This window comes from Streptomyces sp. NPDC046925, from assembly GCF_040644915.1.
Lineage (GTDB): Bacteria > Actinomycetota > Actinomycetes > Streptomycetales > Streptomycetaceae > Streptomyces.
Genome location: NZ_JBEYWZ010000006.1, coordinates 49,115 through 64,447, shown reverse-complemented (window position 1 = coordinate 64,447; position 15,333 = coordinate 49,115). Strand labels below are relative to the sequence as shown.

The 15,333-nt window shown below is 70.5% G+C and carries 14 protein-coding genes; 5 read left to right on the top strand and 9 right to left on the bottom strand.

Translation table 11 applies throughout. The features are described 5' to 3' along the window. Window positions 1-6 precede the first annotated feature (6 nt). The 7 genes from ABZ906_RS24700 to ABZ906_RS24670 form a co-directional block, all read right to left on the bottom strand. The gene (locus tag ABZ906_RS24700; RefSeq protein ID WP_361386002.1) at window positions 7-660 is read right to left on the bottom strand and encodes an RES family NAD+ phosphorylase; all 654 of its coding nucleotides are present in this window, start codon (window positions 658-660) and stop codon (window positions 7-9) included. A 1-nt stretch (window position 661) separates the two neighbouring features. Then, window positions 662-1,333 carry a hypothetical protein gene (locus ABZ906_RS24695; protein WP_361385999.1) on the bottom strand — a complete coding sequence of 224 codons (672 nt, stop codon included), beginning with the start codon at window positions 1,331-1,333 and terminating at the stop codon, window positions 662-664. Beyond that, a complete protein-coding gene (locus tag ABZ906_RS24690; RefSeq protein WP_361385996.1) occupies window positions 1,330-2,445 on the bottom strand; it encodes a hypothetical protein in 1,116 nt (371 codons plus the stop codon). Before ABZ906_RS24690 ends, ABZ906_RS24695 begins: the two co-directional genes overlap by 4 nt. Before the next feature lie 170 nt (window positions 2,446-2,615). Further along, on the bottom strand, window positions 2,616-4,106 hold the full coding sequence (locus tag ABZ906_RS24685) for a gluconate:H+ symporter (protein ID WP_361385993.1): 1,491 nt from the start codon (window positions 4,104-4,106) through the stop codon (window positions 2,616-2,618). A gap of 126 nt (window positions 4,107-4,232) precedes the next feature. Then, window positions 4,233-4,652 carry a RidA family protein gene (locus tag ABZ906_RS24680; RefSeq protein ID WP_361181956.1) on the bottom strand — a complete coding sequence of 140 codons (420 nt, stop codon included), beginning with the start codon at window positions 4,650-4,652 and terminating at the stop codon, window positions 4,233-4,235. A gap of 7 nt (window positions 4,653-4,659) precedes the next feature. Beyond that, window positions 4,660-5,418 carry an IclR family transcriptional regulator gene (locus ABZ906_RS24675; RefSeq protein WP_361181958.1) on the bottom strand — a complete coding sequence of 253 codons (759 nt, stop codon included), beginning with the start codon at window positions 5,416-5,418 and terminating at the stop codon, window positions 4,660-4,662. Next, window positions 5,415-6,524 carry a sugar kinase gene (locus tag ABZ906_RS24670; protein WP_361385990.1) on the bottom strand — a complete coding sequence of 370 codons (1,110 nt, stop codon included), beginning with the start codon at window positions 6,522-6,524 and terminating at the stop codon, window positions 5,415-5,417. The genes ABZ906_RS24675 and ABZ906_RS24670 overlap by 4 nt, the downstream gene beginning before the upstream one ends. Window positions 6,525-6,665: 141 nt before the next feature. On the opposite strand from ABZ906_RS24670, the gene ABZ906_RS24665 reads away from it, so the two are divergent. The 3 genes from ABZ906_RS24665 (at window position 6,666) to ABZ906_RS24655 (ending at window position 11,408) form a co-directional block, all read left to right on the top strand. After that, a complete protein-coding gene (locus ABZ906_RS24665) occupies window positions 6,666-7,976 on the top strand; it encodes an amino acid deaminase (RefSeq protein WP_361181962.1) in 1,311 nt (436 codons plus the stop codon). A gap of 262 nt (window positions 7,977-8,238) precedes the next feature. Next, entirely contained in the window at window positions 8,239-9,840 is a 1,602-nt protein-coding gene (locus tag ABZ906_RS24660; protein ID WP_361385987.1) for a D-aminoacylase, read from the top strand. 131 nt (window positions 9,841-9,971) lie between these two features. Continuing rightward, the gene (locus ABZ906_RS24655; protein WP_361385984.1) at window positions 9,972-11,408 is read left to right on the top strand and encodes an FG-GAP-like repeat-containing protein; all 1,437 of its coding nucleotides are present in this window, start codon (window positions 9,972-9,974) and stop codon (window positions 11,406-11,408) included. A gap of 95 nt (window positions 11,409-11,503) precedes the next feature. On the opposite strand, the gene ABZ906_RS24650 is transcribed toward ABZ906_RS24655, so the two are convergent. Next, on the bottom strand, window positions 11,504-12,373 hold the full coding sequence (locus tag ABZ906_RS24650) for a trypsin-like peptidase domain-containing protein (protein WP_361385981.1): 870 nt from the start codon (window positions 12,371-12,373) through the stop codon (window positions 11,504-11,506). Window positions 12,374-12,547: 174 nt separating this feature from the next. After that, window positions 12,548-13,381 carry a serine protease gene (locus ABZ906_RS24645; RefSeq protein ID WP_361385978.1) on the bottom strand — a complete coding sequence of 278 codons (834 nt, stop codon included), beginning with the start codon at window positions 13,379-13,381 and terminating at the stop codon, window positions 12,548-12,550. 242 nt (window positions 13,382-13,623) lie between these two features. On the opposite strand from ABZ906_RS24645, the gene ABZ906_RS24640 reads away from it, so the two are divergent. Together ABZ906_RS24640 and ABZ906_RS24635 are read left to right on the top strand one after the other, a co-directional pair. Then, complete coding sequence (locus ABZ906_RS24640) at window positions 13,624-14,835, top strand: pyridoxal phosphate-dependent aminotransferase (RefSeq protein WP_361181969.1); 1,212 nt, start codon at window positions 13,624-13,626, stop codon at window positions 14,833-14,835. Between the two features lie 81 nt (window positions 14,836-14,916). After that, on the top strand, window positions 14,917-15,327 hold the full coding sequence (locus tag ABZ906_RS24635; protein WP_361385975.1) for a hypothetical protein: 411 nt from the start codon (window positions 14,917-14,919) through the stop codon (window positions 15,325-15,327). Window positions 15,328-15,333: the final 6 nt, after the last annotated feature.

The following is a 15,333-nucleotide window of genomic DNA, read 5'->3' as shown; positions in this document are numbered from 1 at the left end:
GGGCTCTCAGGGCGCGAGGCGCGCATAGTACGGCTGGAGAACGGAGTTGAGCCATTGCTCGCCGTCCGCCGTGCCGAAGTCCACCGCGTTCGCCTCGACGGCCTCGACGGCTCCCTGCGGGCACCGGTCGCCGAACAGCAGCACCGTGCGGTCGCCGGGCTCGCGCTTCGACGACCAGACGAAGCCCTGCGCCCAGGGGTCGGTGTGGTCGCGTATCCAGTGGGCCCAGTCGCGCGTGTACGCGTAGTCGATCGCCTCGGTCTGGACGAGCCAGCTGTCCTGGTGGACGGCGGCCAGTTCCTGTGCGCTCATCAGCGATACGACGGTGAGGTCGGTGGTGAGCCGCAGCGTGGAAAGACGCCGCCCCTCGACGCCGACCCGCGGCAGCAGCCGGGGGCCGCCCGCCGGGTCGAACGGCAGGGAGCGCAGCAGCGTCTCGCAGACCGCGGCGGCCGGGCTCAGGCCCGCGTAGAGGTAGCCGTAGGGGTCGCAGGCGGTGCCGTCGAAGCGGCCGCCGCCGTAGAGGCAGTGCGCGGGGCCGGGGTTGAATCCGGCGGCGTCGCGGCGGGACTTGTGCACGCGGTGCAGGATCGTGCCGCGTTCCAGGGTGACCTTGGCGGGCGTGCCGGTCATGGTCTCGGGCGGGCGGTAGTTGGGCACGCTACTCACCCTCCATCAAGAACCGTGCGGTGTCCGCGAGTTGTCGGTCACGTCCGGCGCCGAGGAGCTGGGCGGGCGGTGTGCCGAGCCAGGCGTTGGCGGAGAGCCACCAGTCGGCGGCGCCCCAGGGGTCGCGGTCGGCGGCGAGGACGGCGTTGACTTCGAGCACGACGAGCCAGGGCATCGCGTCCTCGGAGAACTGGAAGCGCGGCAGACGCGGCAGTCCGCCCGCGCCGGGCAGCCGGATCAGCTCGGGCGCGAAGGGGTTGCCGCCGTGCCGCAGTACGGTGTCGGCGTCCAGGGCGGGCGCGGCGAGCAGCCGTTCGCGGACCGGGCCGAGCACGGGGCCGACCATGCGGTGGCCGTCGATCAGGAGTACGGCGAGGTCCTCGAAACGGAACCCCTGGTAGCCGAGGTCTTCGCCGACCGCGTCCGCCGGCCCGGCGTCCAGGGTGAGCCGCGCCTCGCCCCCGGCGCCGAACTCCTCCGGCAGCCGCTCCCGCAGCAGCCCCGCCGCCCGGTCGGCCGCTTCCCTGCGGGCGCTCTCGTCCGCGTCCGGTGCGCGTACGACGCCCAGCAGCGTGGCGAGGCGGTCGCGCAGCGGCTGGTCGAGCCGTTCGGCGATGCGGTCCCAGAGCGCGGCGGCGGCCGCGAGCACGGCGTACGGATTCACGGGTTCCCCCTGGCATCCCGGGCCCCGCGGTCGGTGAGCCCCGCGAGCAGTCTCTCGATGAGGTCGGCGCGTGCATGGCGGCGGACGACGAAGTGGATGTCCCAGTCGGCGCCGCGGGCCAGCTCCGCCTCCACCGCGGCCCACAGCGCGCCGAAGCTCTCCAGCGGCGGGAGGCCGCCGCGCCCCGCGCCGAGCAGCGGGAGGCAGATGGAGGTGAGGGGCGGATCGCTCGCCCGGGACTCCTCGGCGAGCAGGGCGAAGGCGCGGGCCACACCGCGGGTCACGTCGGCGGGCTGTACGTCGTAGTCGTTGGTCTCGGGCCGGGGCACGGCCACCGCCACGTGGTAGATCCGCCGGACGCCCTGTTCCCCCAGGGCGCCGGCGGAGGTGGCGACGACCGTGCCCGGCAGGGCCGCCCGGCCCGGTGTTCCGTGCCGGGCGGCCCATCCCCGTAACTCGTCGTGGACGTGGTCCTCGACGAGACCCCCCGTCGGGTCCTTGCGCGCGCCGGCTCTCCGCAGGGTCGCCGACACGGACGACTTGTAGGCGGCGGGCAGCGCGAAGTACGTGTTGGTCGGCGAGACGACGACGTCCACGTCCCGCAGCAGGTCCACGGAGTGGACGTGCACGGTGACGGTGACGGCGCGCCCGTGCAGGGCGAGCCGGAGCTCGCGGTGGGCGGCGGGCAGTCCACCCGCCGTCCCGCCGTCCTCCCCCGGTGTCCGGACCGCGATGCCGACGACCTGCTCGGCTATCTGTCCGAGCACCATCAACTCGTGGTGCTTGCGGAACCGTTCGACGCTGACCCCGTACACCTGGGCGGCCCTTCGGCGCCGGTCGGCGGGTGGCCAGTCGCGGGTGCCCTGGGCGAGGCCGAGGGTGTACTCGGCGGCGGTCTGGAGGCTGCCGCCGCCGATCGTGGCGACGGCGGCGCGCAGCAGCCGTTCGACCGCACCGAAGGACAACTCGCCGTCGGCCGCGGGCAGTTCCCCGGCGATACGGATCAGCTCGGGCGTGTCCGTCTCACGCAGTCTGACGACGCCGGCCCGCCGCACCTTCCTCACCTCCTCGAGCACCAATCCGTGATCGGGTATGTGAGGAGGCGGTGACATGGCGGCAAGGATCGCACCGGCGTCACAGCCATCACAAGCCCGTTCCGTTCTCCCCTCGCCTTCCATTGGACCGCTGCCGCCGGTCGTACTCCGGGCGCGCGCAGGGCGGAAACGGGTCGGGGGCGCCCCGGCCGCGACGGCCGGGGCGCCCCCATGAACGTACGAGCGCGCTAGACGAACAGGCTCACCACGGCCGCGACCGCGAAGCCCGCGATGGAGAGGACCGACTCCAGGACCGTCCACGTCTTGAGGGTGTCCCGCTCCGAGATGCCGAAGTACTTCGCCACCATCCAGAAGCCGCCGTCGTTGACGTGCGAGGCGAAGATCGAGCCCGCCGAGATCGCCATGATGACCAGGGCGATGAACGCCTGGGAGTAGTCGCCCTCGGTGAGGAGCGGGGCGACGATGCCCGCCGTCGTGACGATCGCGACCGTCGCCGAGCCCTGGGCGACGCGCAGGACCAGGGAGAGCAGGTAGGCGAGGACGATGATCGGCAGGCCGACGTCCTGGAAGGTGTCCGAGAGGGCCGTGGCCACACCGCTCGCCTTGAGGACCGCGCCGAAGATGCCGCCGGCGCCGACCACGAGCAGGATGTTGCCGACCGGCTTCAGGGACGAGGTCGAGACCGTCTCCAGGGACTTGCGGGACCAGCCGCGCCGGATGCCGAGCAGGTAGTACGCCATCAGCAGGGCGATCGTCAGGGCGACGAAGGGGCTGCCGAAGAACTCGATGACGCTGCGCAGGGTCGAGGGGTCGAAGGCGATCGACGAGAAGGTCGCGAGGAGGATCAGGAACAGCGGCGTTCCGATGATCGCGAACACGATGCCGAGCGGCACCGGCTTCTCGCTCGGCTGCACGCCCGCGGCGCGCTGCTCGGCGACGACCGCGGCCTTGGCCTCGTCGGCGGCCTCGACCATGTCCTGCGGGACGGGCACGAAGATGCGCTTGCCGATCCAGGCGGAGAAGACCCAGGCGGCGAGGACGGCCGGGATGCCGCAGACGATGCCCATGAGGATGACCCAGCCGAGGTCCACGTGCAGCAGACCGGCGGCGGCCACCGGGCCGGGGTGCGGCGGCAGGAACGCGTGGGTCATCGAAAGACCCGCGAGCAGGGGCAGGCAGTAGATCAGGATCGACTTGCCGGAGCGCTTGGCGGCGGCGTACACGATCGGCGCGAGGACGAAGATGCCGACGTCGAAGAAGACCGGGATACCGAAGATGAGGCCCGTGAGACCCATCGCGAGGGGCGCGCGCTTCTCACCGAAGAGGCCGAGGAGACGGGAGGCGAGGACTTCGGCGCCGCCCGACACTTCCAGGATCGCGCCGAGCATCGTGCCGAGGCCGATGATGATCGCGACATGGCCGAGGATGCCGCCCATGCCGGACTCGATGACGGAGACCGCGTCGGACTTCTGGACCGTGCCGAAGAGTTCGGTGACGGAGAGGCCGGCCGAGAGGCCGACGACTATGGAGACCGCGAGCAGCGCCACGAAGGGCTGGAGCCTGACCTTGATGATCAGGAAGAGGAGCAGCACGATGCCGAGCGCGGCGACGGTCAGGAGACCGGCGGTGCCGTCGATCAGGGTGAGGATGCCGCCGGTGTGAGGTGGTGCCTCTGCGGGGGCGGCGGCCGCGAGCGCGGCGAAGGGGGACGGGGACATCTTTGACCTCGTAAGTGCATGGAGCTTTCGGGGCAGGGGGGATCACGGCGCGGCTCCCGAAGGGGGGAGTTGGGAGCCGCGCCGTGACGACTTACGGCTTGCGGGGGTTTCAGCGAGAGGGGCGGATCAGCCCAGGACGGCGAGCGCGTCGATCTCGATGAGCAGACCCTTGGGCAGGCCGACGTAGACGGTGGTGCGGGCCGAGGCGGGGGCCTTGAGGCCCTGCTCCTCGAAGTACGCGTTGTAGATCTCGTTCATCTCCGCGAAGTGGTCCACGTCCGTGAGGTAGACGCGCATCATCATCACGTCGTCCCAGGTCGCGCCGCCCTCTTCGAGGATCGCCTTGACGTTGGCGAACGTCTGGAGGGTCTGCTCGCGCAGGGTGGGGCCCGCGGGGGTGGGGGCCTTGCCCTCCTCGGCGGGGAGGAAGCCGACCTGACCGGCGACCTGAAGGATGTTGCCCTTCTTGACGCCGTGGGAGAACTTCGCGGGCGGGGTCGTGTGGGTGGCCGGGGTGAGTGCTGTCTTTACGGTGTTCTCGGTCATCGGTCGTTCAGGCTTCCTTGAGGGGTGACTTGCCGGAGTACTCCCGGCTGATGGCGTCCGCCGTACGGCGCACCAGCGGGAGCAGCGTGAGGAGTTCGTCGGCGGTGACGACGACATTCGGCGCTGAGACCGACATGGCGGCGACGACCCGGCCGTCCGCACCGCGGATGGGGGCCCCGATGCAGTTGATGGACTCCTCGTGGCCACCGAGGTCGGTGGCCCAGCCCTGTTCGCGCACGGTCGCCAATTCCTTGAGGAAAGCGGCGGCGTTGGGCGTCGAACGGGACGTGTACGTGGGGTAGTCGAGCTTCTCCGCGATCGCGCGGCGCTCGGCCTCGGGGAAGTCCGAGATGAGGAGCTTGGCGACGGCGGCGACCGTGATCGCCACCGGCTTGCCGATGCGCGAGTACATCCGCACCGGGTAGCGGCTCTCCACCTTGTCGATGTAGAGGACTTCCTGCTCCTCGTAGACCGCGAGGTGGACCGTGTGGCCGCACTTCTCGTTGAGCGCGAGGAGGTGGGGGTGCGCGATCTCGCGTACGTCGAGGTTCTCGACGGCTTCCTGGGCGAGCGCGAAGAGGCGGGCGCCGAGGCGGTAGCGCTGGTCGGACTGGCGGTAGACCAGGCCGTGTTCGTGGAGCGTGCGCAGGAGCCGCAGTGCGGTGGACTTGTGCACGTCGAGGCGCTCGGCGACCTTGCCGAGGTCCGCGGGGCCTTCGGCGAGCAGCGGCAGGATGGACAGGGCTCGGTCGACGGTCTGACTCATGTACGTGCCTCCTCCTTGGCCTCAGTGTTCACGGCGTCGTGGTTCACGGTGTCGTTCCCGGGGGTGCCGTCGGTCCAGCCCGGGCCGAGACGAAGTGTCCCCCAGGCCTCGGCGTCCAGGGCGGCGAGGCGATCGGCGTCCTCCCTCGCGGGAGGCGTGGCGAGGTCGCCGGGGACGGTGAGCGCGGCGGCGGCCATCAGGTGGCCGTGGCGAAGGCGCTGGTCGGCGGGGAGTCCGCGCAGGGTGGCGGAGAGGAACCCGGCGGCGAAGGCGTCTCCGGCGCCGACGGGGGCAACGACGTCGACCTTGAGGGCGGCCCGGAAGACGGCGGGCTCGTCCTCGGTGTAGACGGTGGCGCCCTCGCTGCCCTGCTTGACGACCAGGGTCGCGGGCTCGGGGAGCGCGGCGCGGATGGCGTCGGGGCCGCCGGTGATGCCCCAGGCGTCGGCGGCCTCGTCCTCGCCGACGAAGACGAGGTCGGCGCCGCGGGCGATGTCGAGGAGGACGCGGGGTCCTTCGTTCGCCTGGTTCGCTTCCCCGCTCCACAGACCGGGGCGGTGGTTCACGTCGAAGGACACCAGCGGGCGGCCGGGGCGGGGTGCGGTCAGTTCGCGCAGGAGGGCGAGGCAGTCCGCGGAGAGGGCGGCGGTGATGCCGGAGAGGTGCAGGATGCGGGCCGCGTCCAGGGCCTGGCGGTCCACGCTGTGCGGCGCCATCGCGGATGCGGCGGATCCCGCGCGGTAGTAGAGCACCTCGTGGGCGTCGGTGTCGCGGTCGTCGGCGGTGCGGAAGTAGATGCCGGTGGGGCGCCGCGGGTCGCGCCGCACGGCCTGCGTGTCGACGCCGTAGCGGGCGATGGCCTCGACGAGGTGGTCCCCGAAGCCGTCCGCGCCGACGCGGCTGACCCAGCGGGTGCGGTGCCCGGCCGCGGCGAGCGCGCAGGCGACGTTCGACTCGGCGCCGCCGATTCCGCGATCGAAGGAGGGTACGTCGGCGAGGCGGCCGGCGCGGGAGGGCAGGAACGTGACCATGGATTCGCCGAGCGCGACGACGTCCACGTCTCCGTCCGCTGCTGCCTTCGCGGTCTGCGCGGCCTCTGCCGTCACGATCTTCCTGCCCCTCAAACGACTGCCCGGATCGACTGCCCGGATCCGTTGACCCGGCGTTGGCTCGGATGTTAGACAGCAGTAAGCGACATACGCAATGACCGTTGCACATTATGCAACGCACCTTTTCGAGGAGGCGCCATGGCCGCCGGCAACGCAGCCGACCGCTCCGCCGCAGCACGTCAGGCACAGGAGCTCGACCGGCTTGCGCAGGAGCGGGTCGACCACCGCTTCAAGGGTCTTCCGCCGGACGCGGAGGGCCTGACGGTCGGCGAGCTCGCGGCCCAGCGCCGGAACCTCTTCACGGACGGATTCACCACCCCCGTCCTCGCCCTCTCCGCCGAGCGCCTCGAACACAACCTCGCGCTGATGGAGACGTACTCCGAGCGGCACGGCCTGGCCTTCGCGCCGCACGGCAAGACGTCCATGGCGCCGCAGCTCTTCGCGCGGCAGATGGAGCACGGCGCGTGGGGCATCACGCTCGCCGTACCGCATCAGGTACGGGTGGCGCGGGCCTTCGGGGTGGAGCGGATCTTCCTCGCCAATGAGCTGGTGGACGCGGCGGCGCTGCGCTGGATCGCGGCCGAGCTCGACGCGGATCCTTCCTTCCGCTTCATCTGCTACGTCGACTCCGAGGCCGGTGTCGCCCTGATGGACGCCGCTCTGCGCGCGGCGGGCGCGACGCGTCCCGTCGACGTCGTGGTGGAGCTGGGCGCAGGCGACGGCGCGCGGACCGGTGTGCGGACCGAGGCCGAGTGCGTGGAGATCGCCAACGCGGTCGCGGCGGCGGACACGCTGCGGCTCGTGGGCGTCGCCGGGTACGAGGGCGAGGTGCCGGACGCGACGTCCGAGCGGGTGGAGGCGTGGCTGCGCCGGCTGACCACCCTGCTCGTGGAGTTCGACAAGGCGAACCGGTTCGCGGACCTGGACGAGGTCGTGGTCAGCGCGGGCGGCAGCGCGTGGTTCGACGCGGTGGCGAACGTATTCGCGGAGCTCCCCGCGCTCTCCCTTCCCGTCCTCAAGCTGCTGCGCTCCGGGGCGTACGTCTCGCACGACGACGGTCACTACCGCCACCTGACGCCGTTCAACCGGGTCCCGGACGAGGGCGCGCTGCACCCCGCGTTCCGGCTCTGGACGCAGGTGGTCTCCCGGCCGACGTCGGAGCAGGCGTTCACCAACGCGGGCAAGCGGGACGCGGCGTACGACATCGACCTGCCCGAGGCGCAGGTCGTCCACCGGGACGGCGTCGACCGTCCCGCGACGGGCGTCACGGTGACGGGCCTCTCCGACCAGCACGGCTGGGTCCGTACGACGCCGGAAGCGGATCTCGCCGTGGGCGACTGGGTGGGCCTGGGCCTTTCCCACCCCTGCACGTCCTTCGACAAGTGGCAGCTGATTCCTCTGGTCGAGGCGGACGGAACGGTCACGGACTACATCCGCACCTATTTCTGACCCCTGGGTCTTGGGCGGTGCGGGGTCACCCCGCGATGCGGGAGCAGAACAGACCCGCCGCTCCGCGGCGGAACTCTCCCGCCCACCCGCCCGATTGCCCCGCGTCACAGGGCGAGCGCCCAACCCAGACCCGCCGCTCCGCGACGGATGTCCCCCACCCACCCGATTACCCGGAGCAACGGGTGGGCGGGTGGGCAAAAACCCGGCCGGAGGCCGGGTACACCGCGCACAATCTGCGCCCACGCAAGAGAGAGGCACCACCATGGACCTGGTGATCCGGGACGCACGCGTCATCGACGGCACCGGAGGTGCCTCGTACCGAGCAGACGTCGGCGTACACGAGGGCAGGATCACCACGATCCACCGCGAGGGGGGCGCGGGCCCCCGCCCCACAGGAACCCGCACGGTCGAGGCCCACGGCCTGGCCCTCGCCCCCGGCTTCATCGACATGCACGCCCACAGCGACCTCGCCCTCCTCCGCGACCCGGACCACAGCGCGAAGGCCGCCCAGGGCGTGACCCTGGAGGTCATCGGCCAGGACGGACTGAGCTACGCCCCCGTCGACGACCGCACCCTCGCCCAGGTCCGCCAGGCCATCACCGGCTGGAACGGCGACGGCAGCGACATCGACTTCGACTGGCGCACGGTCGGCGAGTACCTGGACCGCCTGGACCGGCAGGGCACAGCCGTCAACGCCGCCTACCTCATCCCGCAGGGCACCGTCCGTATGTACGCGGTCGGCTGGGACGACCGTCCGGCCACGCCCGCCGAGGTCGAGCGGATGAAGCAGCTCGTCGCCGAAGGCATGGAGCAGGGCGCCGTCGGCATGTCCTCGGGCCTCACCTACACCCCCGGCATGTACGCCGACGACTCCGAACTCACCGAGCTGTGCAAGGTGGTGGCGCAGTTCAACGGCTACTACTGCCCTCACCACCGCAGTTACGGCGCCGGCGCCCTCCAGGCGTACGAGGAGATGGTCAACCTCACGCGCACGGCGAACTGCCCCCTCCACCTCGCGCACGCCACCATGAACTTCGGCGTGAACAAGGGCAAGGCGCCGGACCTGCTCGCCCTCCTGGACTCCGCGCTCGCGAACGGCGCGGACATCACCCTCGACACGTACCCCTACACCCCCGGCTGCACGACCCTCGTCGCCATGCTGCCGAGCTGGGCGAGCGAGGGCGGCCCGGACTCGATCCTCGCCCGCCTCCAGGACGACCCGACCGCCGAGAAGATCCGCCACCACATGGAGGTCATCGGCGCCGACGGCTGTCACGGCGTACCGATCGAGTGGGACAGGATCGAGATCTCCGGCGTCTCCGAACCCGCCCTGACCTCCTACGTGGGCAAAACGGTCGCCGAGTCCGCCGCCGAGCGCGGCGAGGAGCCCTGGGTCACCGCCCGCCGCCTCCTCATCGAGGACAAACTCGGCTCGACGATCCTCCAGCACGTCGGCCACGAGGAGAACGTCCAGGCGATCATGCAGCACCCCGTGCACACGGGCGGCAGCGACGGCATCCTCCAGGGCTTCAAGCCGCACCCGCGCGCGTACGGCACGTTCCCCCAGTACCTCGGCCGCTACGTCCGCGAACTCGGCGTCCTCACCCTCGAAGACTGCGTCGCCCACCTCACCGGCCGCCCGGCGGCCCGCCTGCGCCTGCCCGACCGCGGCATCGTCCGCGAGGGCTACCGCGCGGACCTGGTCCTCTTCGACCCGCAGACGGTAGCGGCGGGCTCCACTTTCGACGCCCCCCGCACCCTCCCGACGGGCATCCCGCACGTCCTGATCGACGGCAAGTTCGTCATGGAGGACGGCCGCCGCACAGACACCCTCGCAGGCCGATCGGTACGCCGAACTCCCTGAACAACGGAACACGGCACCACAGAGGGCGCGTAACCCAACCCGCACGCCCCCGCCCCCACATCTCGTACAACCCTTCGACTCCTCGGATTGTCTTTGGCACCGTCAAGCACAGCTCCAAGGAGAGAACCTTCATGCCCCTGTCCTTCCGCACCGCTGTCGCCACCGCCGTCGCCACCGCGGCCGTCACCTCGCTGACCGGCGGCCTCCTCGTCGTCGGTCCAGTGGCATCGGCAGCCGCCGCACCCGCCAAGCTCGCCGACGACTTCAACGGTGACGGGCACCGGGACCTCGCGGTCGGCGCGCCGTACAAGACCGTCGGCGGGGCGGAGGCCGCGGGCGCCGTGGTCGTGGCCCTCGGGTCGGCCGACGGTCTGACCACCAAGAAGGTCACCCTCACCCAGAGTTCCGCGGGAGTGCCGGGCACGCCGGAGGAGAGCGACCACTTCGGGATCTCGATCGCGAGCGGCGACCTGGACGGTGACGGATACGCGGACCTCGTCGTGGGCGCCGACGGCGAGGACGTGGGCGACTTCGAGGGCCAGGGCAGCGTCACCATCCTGTGGGGCGGCGTAAAGCCGTTCACCAGCAGCACCACGACCACCGTGGAGAATCCGGAGAAGTGGCAGTCGCACGGCTACGACGTCGCGGTGGGCGACTTCACCGGCGACAGCGGCGCGGACCTCGCGGTGATCGAGCCGGGCGCGGTCGTCGTCTACAAAGGCGGCGCCGCCCGGGAGAGCAAGCCGGCCCCCGCGTACACCCTGTCGGTCCCCGGTGCGGGGCTCCTGTACTCGGAGGCCGCCGTGGGCGACGTCAACGGGGACGGCAAGGACGACCTGGCGGTGACCGGCGACGCCGGCACCGGACGGCCGGGCACCGACATCTTCACGGGCCAGGAGGGCCGCCCGAACCGGATCCAGCGCGTGGACGACGGAAACACCGCCGTCGCTCTCGGTGACGTGAACGGTGACGGCTTCGACGACATGGCCACGTCCCTGACCTGGCCCCAGTTCTTCTCCGTCGACGACCCCAGCAACGGCTCCGGCTACGTCACCGTCCGCCTCGGCAGCCGTACGGGCTTCGGCGACCCGGTGACCCTGCACCAGAACAGCGCCGGTGTGCCCGGCGCCAACGAGGACGGCGACAACTGGGGAGCCTCGGTCGCAATCGGCGACATCACCGGCGACGGCAAGGCCGAACTGGTGGTCGGCGCCAACGGCGAGCAGCTCGGCGACCTGGACAACGCCGGTGACGTGACCGTGTTCCGTGGTTCCGCCTCCGGCGTCTCGCAGTCCGGGGTCGTGCGCGTTTCCCAGGACACCACCGGAGTCCCGGGCGCCGCCGAGACCGGGGACCTCTTCGGCGCACAGGTCCGGATCGCCGACTACGACAACAACGGCAAGGGCGACCTGGCGGTGACCGCCTCCTTCGAGAACGACCGCAGCGGTGGCCTGTGGACCCTGCCGGGCACGTCGTCCGGCCTCACCGGTTCCGGTTCCAAGTCCCTCAGCTCGGCCGACTTCGGCCTCGCGAGCGGCTCACGGTTCGGCGAGAGCCTGCTCGACTAGGACGCGGCCAGGACTCGCCCGAGAACGCCCCCCGTCCCCGTCAGCAAGTGACGGAGACGGGGGCCGCGTACCCCAAGTACCCCAAGCGGGGTGCCCTACCTCAGCCCACCCACCGGCCGCGGCAACTCACACCCCTTGCGACCAAGGTCGATCCTGCTGTCACGGCCGACGCACGGCACGATCCCGTACGTCTCCTGCGCGTAGTTGATGCCCTTGCGGACCGTCACCTTGCCGTTCCGGTCGACCTCGCACGGGTTGTTGAGGGTGCAGCGCTCGCCGTCCTCGTTCCCCGTGTTGTTCACGGCCGTGACCTTGCCGGTCTTGTGGTCGATCACCGGCGATCCGGAGGTGCCGCCGATGGTCTGGCACTCGGGGGTGTAGCGGACGGAGTCCTTCCAGGTCCACTCGCCCTCCTTGAGGCGGTAGACGAATCCGTCGATCTTGCAGGTGTACGTCTTTTTCCAGTATCCGGAGACGACCGAGATGGCCCGCTTCTTCACCGGGTGGTCGTCCTCGATCTCCAGCGCCTTGATGCCGTACTTCTTCTTGATGTCGGCGTATCTGGTGGTGAGTTGGTACAGCGAGATGTCGGTGTCGGTCATCGTCGCGTACGAGATCTTGCTCGCCGTGAGCGTCGCCTTCTCCGCGCCCTTGGCGTCGAGCAGCTTGAAGGTGCGGGTGGACGGCTGGTCGACGATGACCTCGCCCGCCGCCGGGAACCCGCTCTCCAGGCAGTGGCCGTTGGAGAGGACGAGCGCGGGGTCGTCCGGCTTCGACTGCGGCACGCGGACGACGGAGCCCGAACAGTTGCTGAGCGCGACGGTACCGGCGAAGTCGACGCCCTTCGCCGCGGCCTCCCCCGCCGCCTGTGACGAAGGTGCGCCGTCCGGAGCCGCGACCGACGGAGCGGAGCCGAACCCTACGAGGGTGAGGGCGAGTAATCCGCCCGCGAGAGCCTTGTTCATGTGTGGAGCCCCCCTTGCAGCTGTGCCCTGTGTGGTTGTGGTTGTGCTGTTGTCACGGGCATTCTTCGGGGGCCCTTGGAGGGGGACAAGGGGTGAGAACTCTTGACAATTCGGTGGGGCCGCACAATTCGGTGGGGCCGCCCGAGTCGGACGGCCCCACCGTTGCCCGGAGTCCTACGGCTTGGGGAGCTCGCAGCCCTCGCGGCTCAGGTCGATCTTGTTGCCGGCCGCCACGCAGGGCACGATGCCGTATGTCTGCTGGGCGTAGTTGATGCCCTTGCGGACCGTCACCTTGCCGTTCTCGTCGACCTCGCACGGATTGTTGTCCGTGCACTCCTCGCCGCTCTCGTTGCCGGTGTTGTTGACGGCGACCACCTTGCCGGTCGCGTCATCGATCACCGGAGAGCCCGAAGTGCCGCCGATCGTCTGGCAGTCGGAGGTGTAGCGGACCGAGTCCTTCCAGGTCCAGTTCCCCTCCTTGAGGCGGTAGGAGAAGCCGTCGATGCTGCACTTGTACATCTTCTTCCAGTAGCCGGACGCGACGGTGATCGCCTTGCCCTGCTCCGGGTGCTCCGCGTTCAGTTCGAGCGCCTTGATGCCGAACTCGCTCTCGATCTCGCTGTATGTGCTGGTCAGTTCGTAGAGCGAGAGGTCCGTGTCCGTCATCGTGCCGTACGCGATCTTGCTCGCCTTGACCGTTCCGGCGTCACCGCCGCTCGCGTCGAGGAGCGTGAAGCTGCGCGACGACGGCTTGTCCACGACGACCTCGCCGGGCGCCGGGAATCCGGCCTCCAGGCAGTGGCCGTTGGACATCACGAGCGCCTTGTCGCCGGGCTGCGAGTCCGGTACGCGGACGACGGAGCCGGAACAGTTGCTCAGCGCCACCGTCCCGGCGAAGTCAACGGCCTTCGCCTTGGCGGGACGTTCGTCGCTTACGGCCGTCGCGGGCATCGCCGTGGCTCCCAGGAGCAGGGCGGAGAAGCATGCGACGACGAGAGGCTTGTTCATGTGGGGGGTCCCCTCTGTTGACTATGTGACCGAAGTTGCTTCGGTTTTGTCATGCGCATTGTTGAGGTAGTCGGCCGCGAGGACAAGACCGCATACGGACACAACTGACCGCTCACAGGACACTCGAATGCCACACACCACACCGCCGAATGCCACGCGCCGCCCCGCGCACGGCGCCGCCCGTCCCCGACGTGGCGGAAAACACGAGGCGGGTCTCCTTACGCGGCCGTAAGCTCGCGGACATGCAGGTCATCCAGTCGACGAAGCTCGCCAACGTCTGTTACGAGATCCGGGGTCCGGTGCTCGAGGAGGCGATGCGGCTGGAAGCGGCGGGCCACCGCATCCTGAAGCTGAACACCGGCAACCCGGCGGCCTTCGGGTTCGAGTGCCCGCCCGAGATCCTGGAGGACATCCTCCGCAACGTCGGCGACGCGCACGGGTACGGCGACGCGAAGGGCCTGCTCGCCGCCCGCCGCGCGGTGGTCATGCACAACCAGACCCTGGGCATCGAGACCGACGTCGAGCACGTCTTCATCGGCAACGGCGTCTCCGAGCTCATCGTCATGGCCATGCAGGGCCTGCTCGACGACGGCGACGAGGTCCTCGTACCGGCGCCGGACTATCCGCTGTGGACGGCCGCGGTCTCGCTCTCCGGCGGCACGGCCGTGCACTACCGCTGCGACGAGCAGGCGGACTGGATGCCGGACCTGGCCGACATCGAGCGCAAGGTCACCGACCGCACCAAGGCGCTCGTGATCATCAACCCGAACAACCCGACCGGCGCCGTCTACAGCGAGGACATGCTGCGCGGCCTGACCGACATCGCGCGCCGCCACAATCTCCTGGTCTGCTCGGACGAGATCTACGACAAGATCCTCTACGACGACGCGGTCCACACCCCCACCGCCGCCATCGCCCCCGACCTGCTCACCCTCACCTTCAACGGCATGTCGAAGGCGTACCGGGTGGCCGGTTACCGCGTCGGCTGGGTGTCCATCTCGGGGCCGAAGGCGCACGCGTCCTCGTACATCGAGGGCCTGACGATCCTCGCGAACATGCGCCTGTGCGCGAACATGCCGGGCCAGCACGGCGTGGTCGCGGCGCTCAGCGGGCGGCAGACCATCAACGACCTCGTCCTGCCGGGCGGCCGTCTGGTGGAGCAGCGCGACACCGCGTACGACCTGCTGACACAGATCCCCGGCGTGAGCTGCGTGAAGCCCAAGGGGTCGCTCTATCTCTTCCCGCGGCTCGACCCGAAGGTCTTCAAGATCAAGGACGACCGCCAGATGGTGCTCGACCTGCTCCGCGCCGAGAAGATCATGGTCGTCCACGGCACCGGCTTCAACTGGCCCGAACCCGATCACTTCCGGGTCGTCACGCTGCCCACGGCGACGGATCTGGCCGAGGCCGTCACCCGTATCGGCACCTTCCTGGACGGCTACAGCCAGCACTGACCCCGCACACACGACCCGAATCAACTTTAGACAGAATCTAATGTAGGATGGCTTTCAAGCTACCCGCCAGGAGGCCATCCCATGTACGAGCCGATCCGCACCAAGTCGGTCCACGCCATGGCCGACCCCGGCGACTTCCCGCACCGCTCCCGCGAGGAGGAGCTGGACATCCAGCTCGCCGCGCATCTGGCGGCACTCCTCGCGGTCACCGACGAGCTGCGCGCCCTGGCGCCCGCTCTTGACCTCGACGACGCCGCCGAGCAGCTGTCGTCGGAGGTGGCCCGGCTGCGCGGCGGCCTCGTGCCGGTCCGCTCGGCCGTGGTGACCGCCATCCACGAACCGCACCTCACCGCCCTGCACCAGCGCGCGCACGCCCTCGCGGGCCGCGCCCTGGTCGTGGCCGCGTCCCGCGCCGACACCGCGGCGGCGATCCTCGCCGCCCACCGCATGGACGCGCACGCCGGCGCGGCCCGGCTGGTCGGCGCCCACTGACGGCCT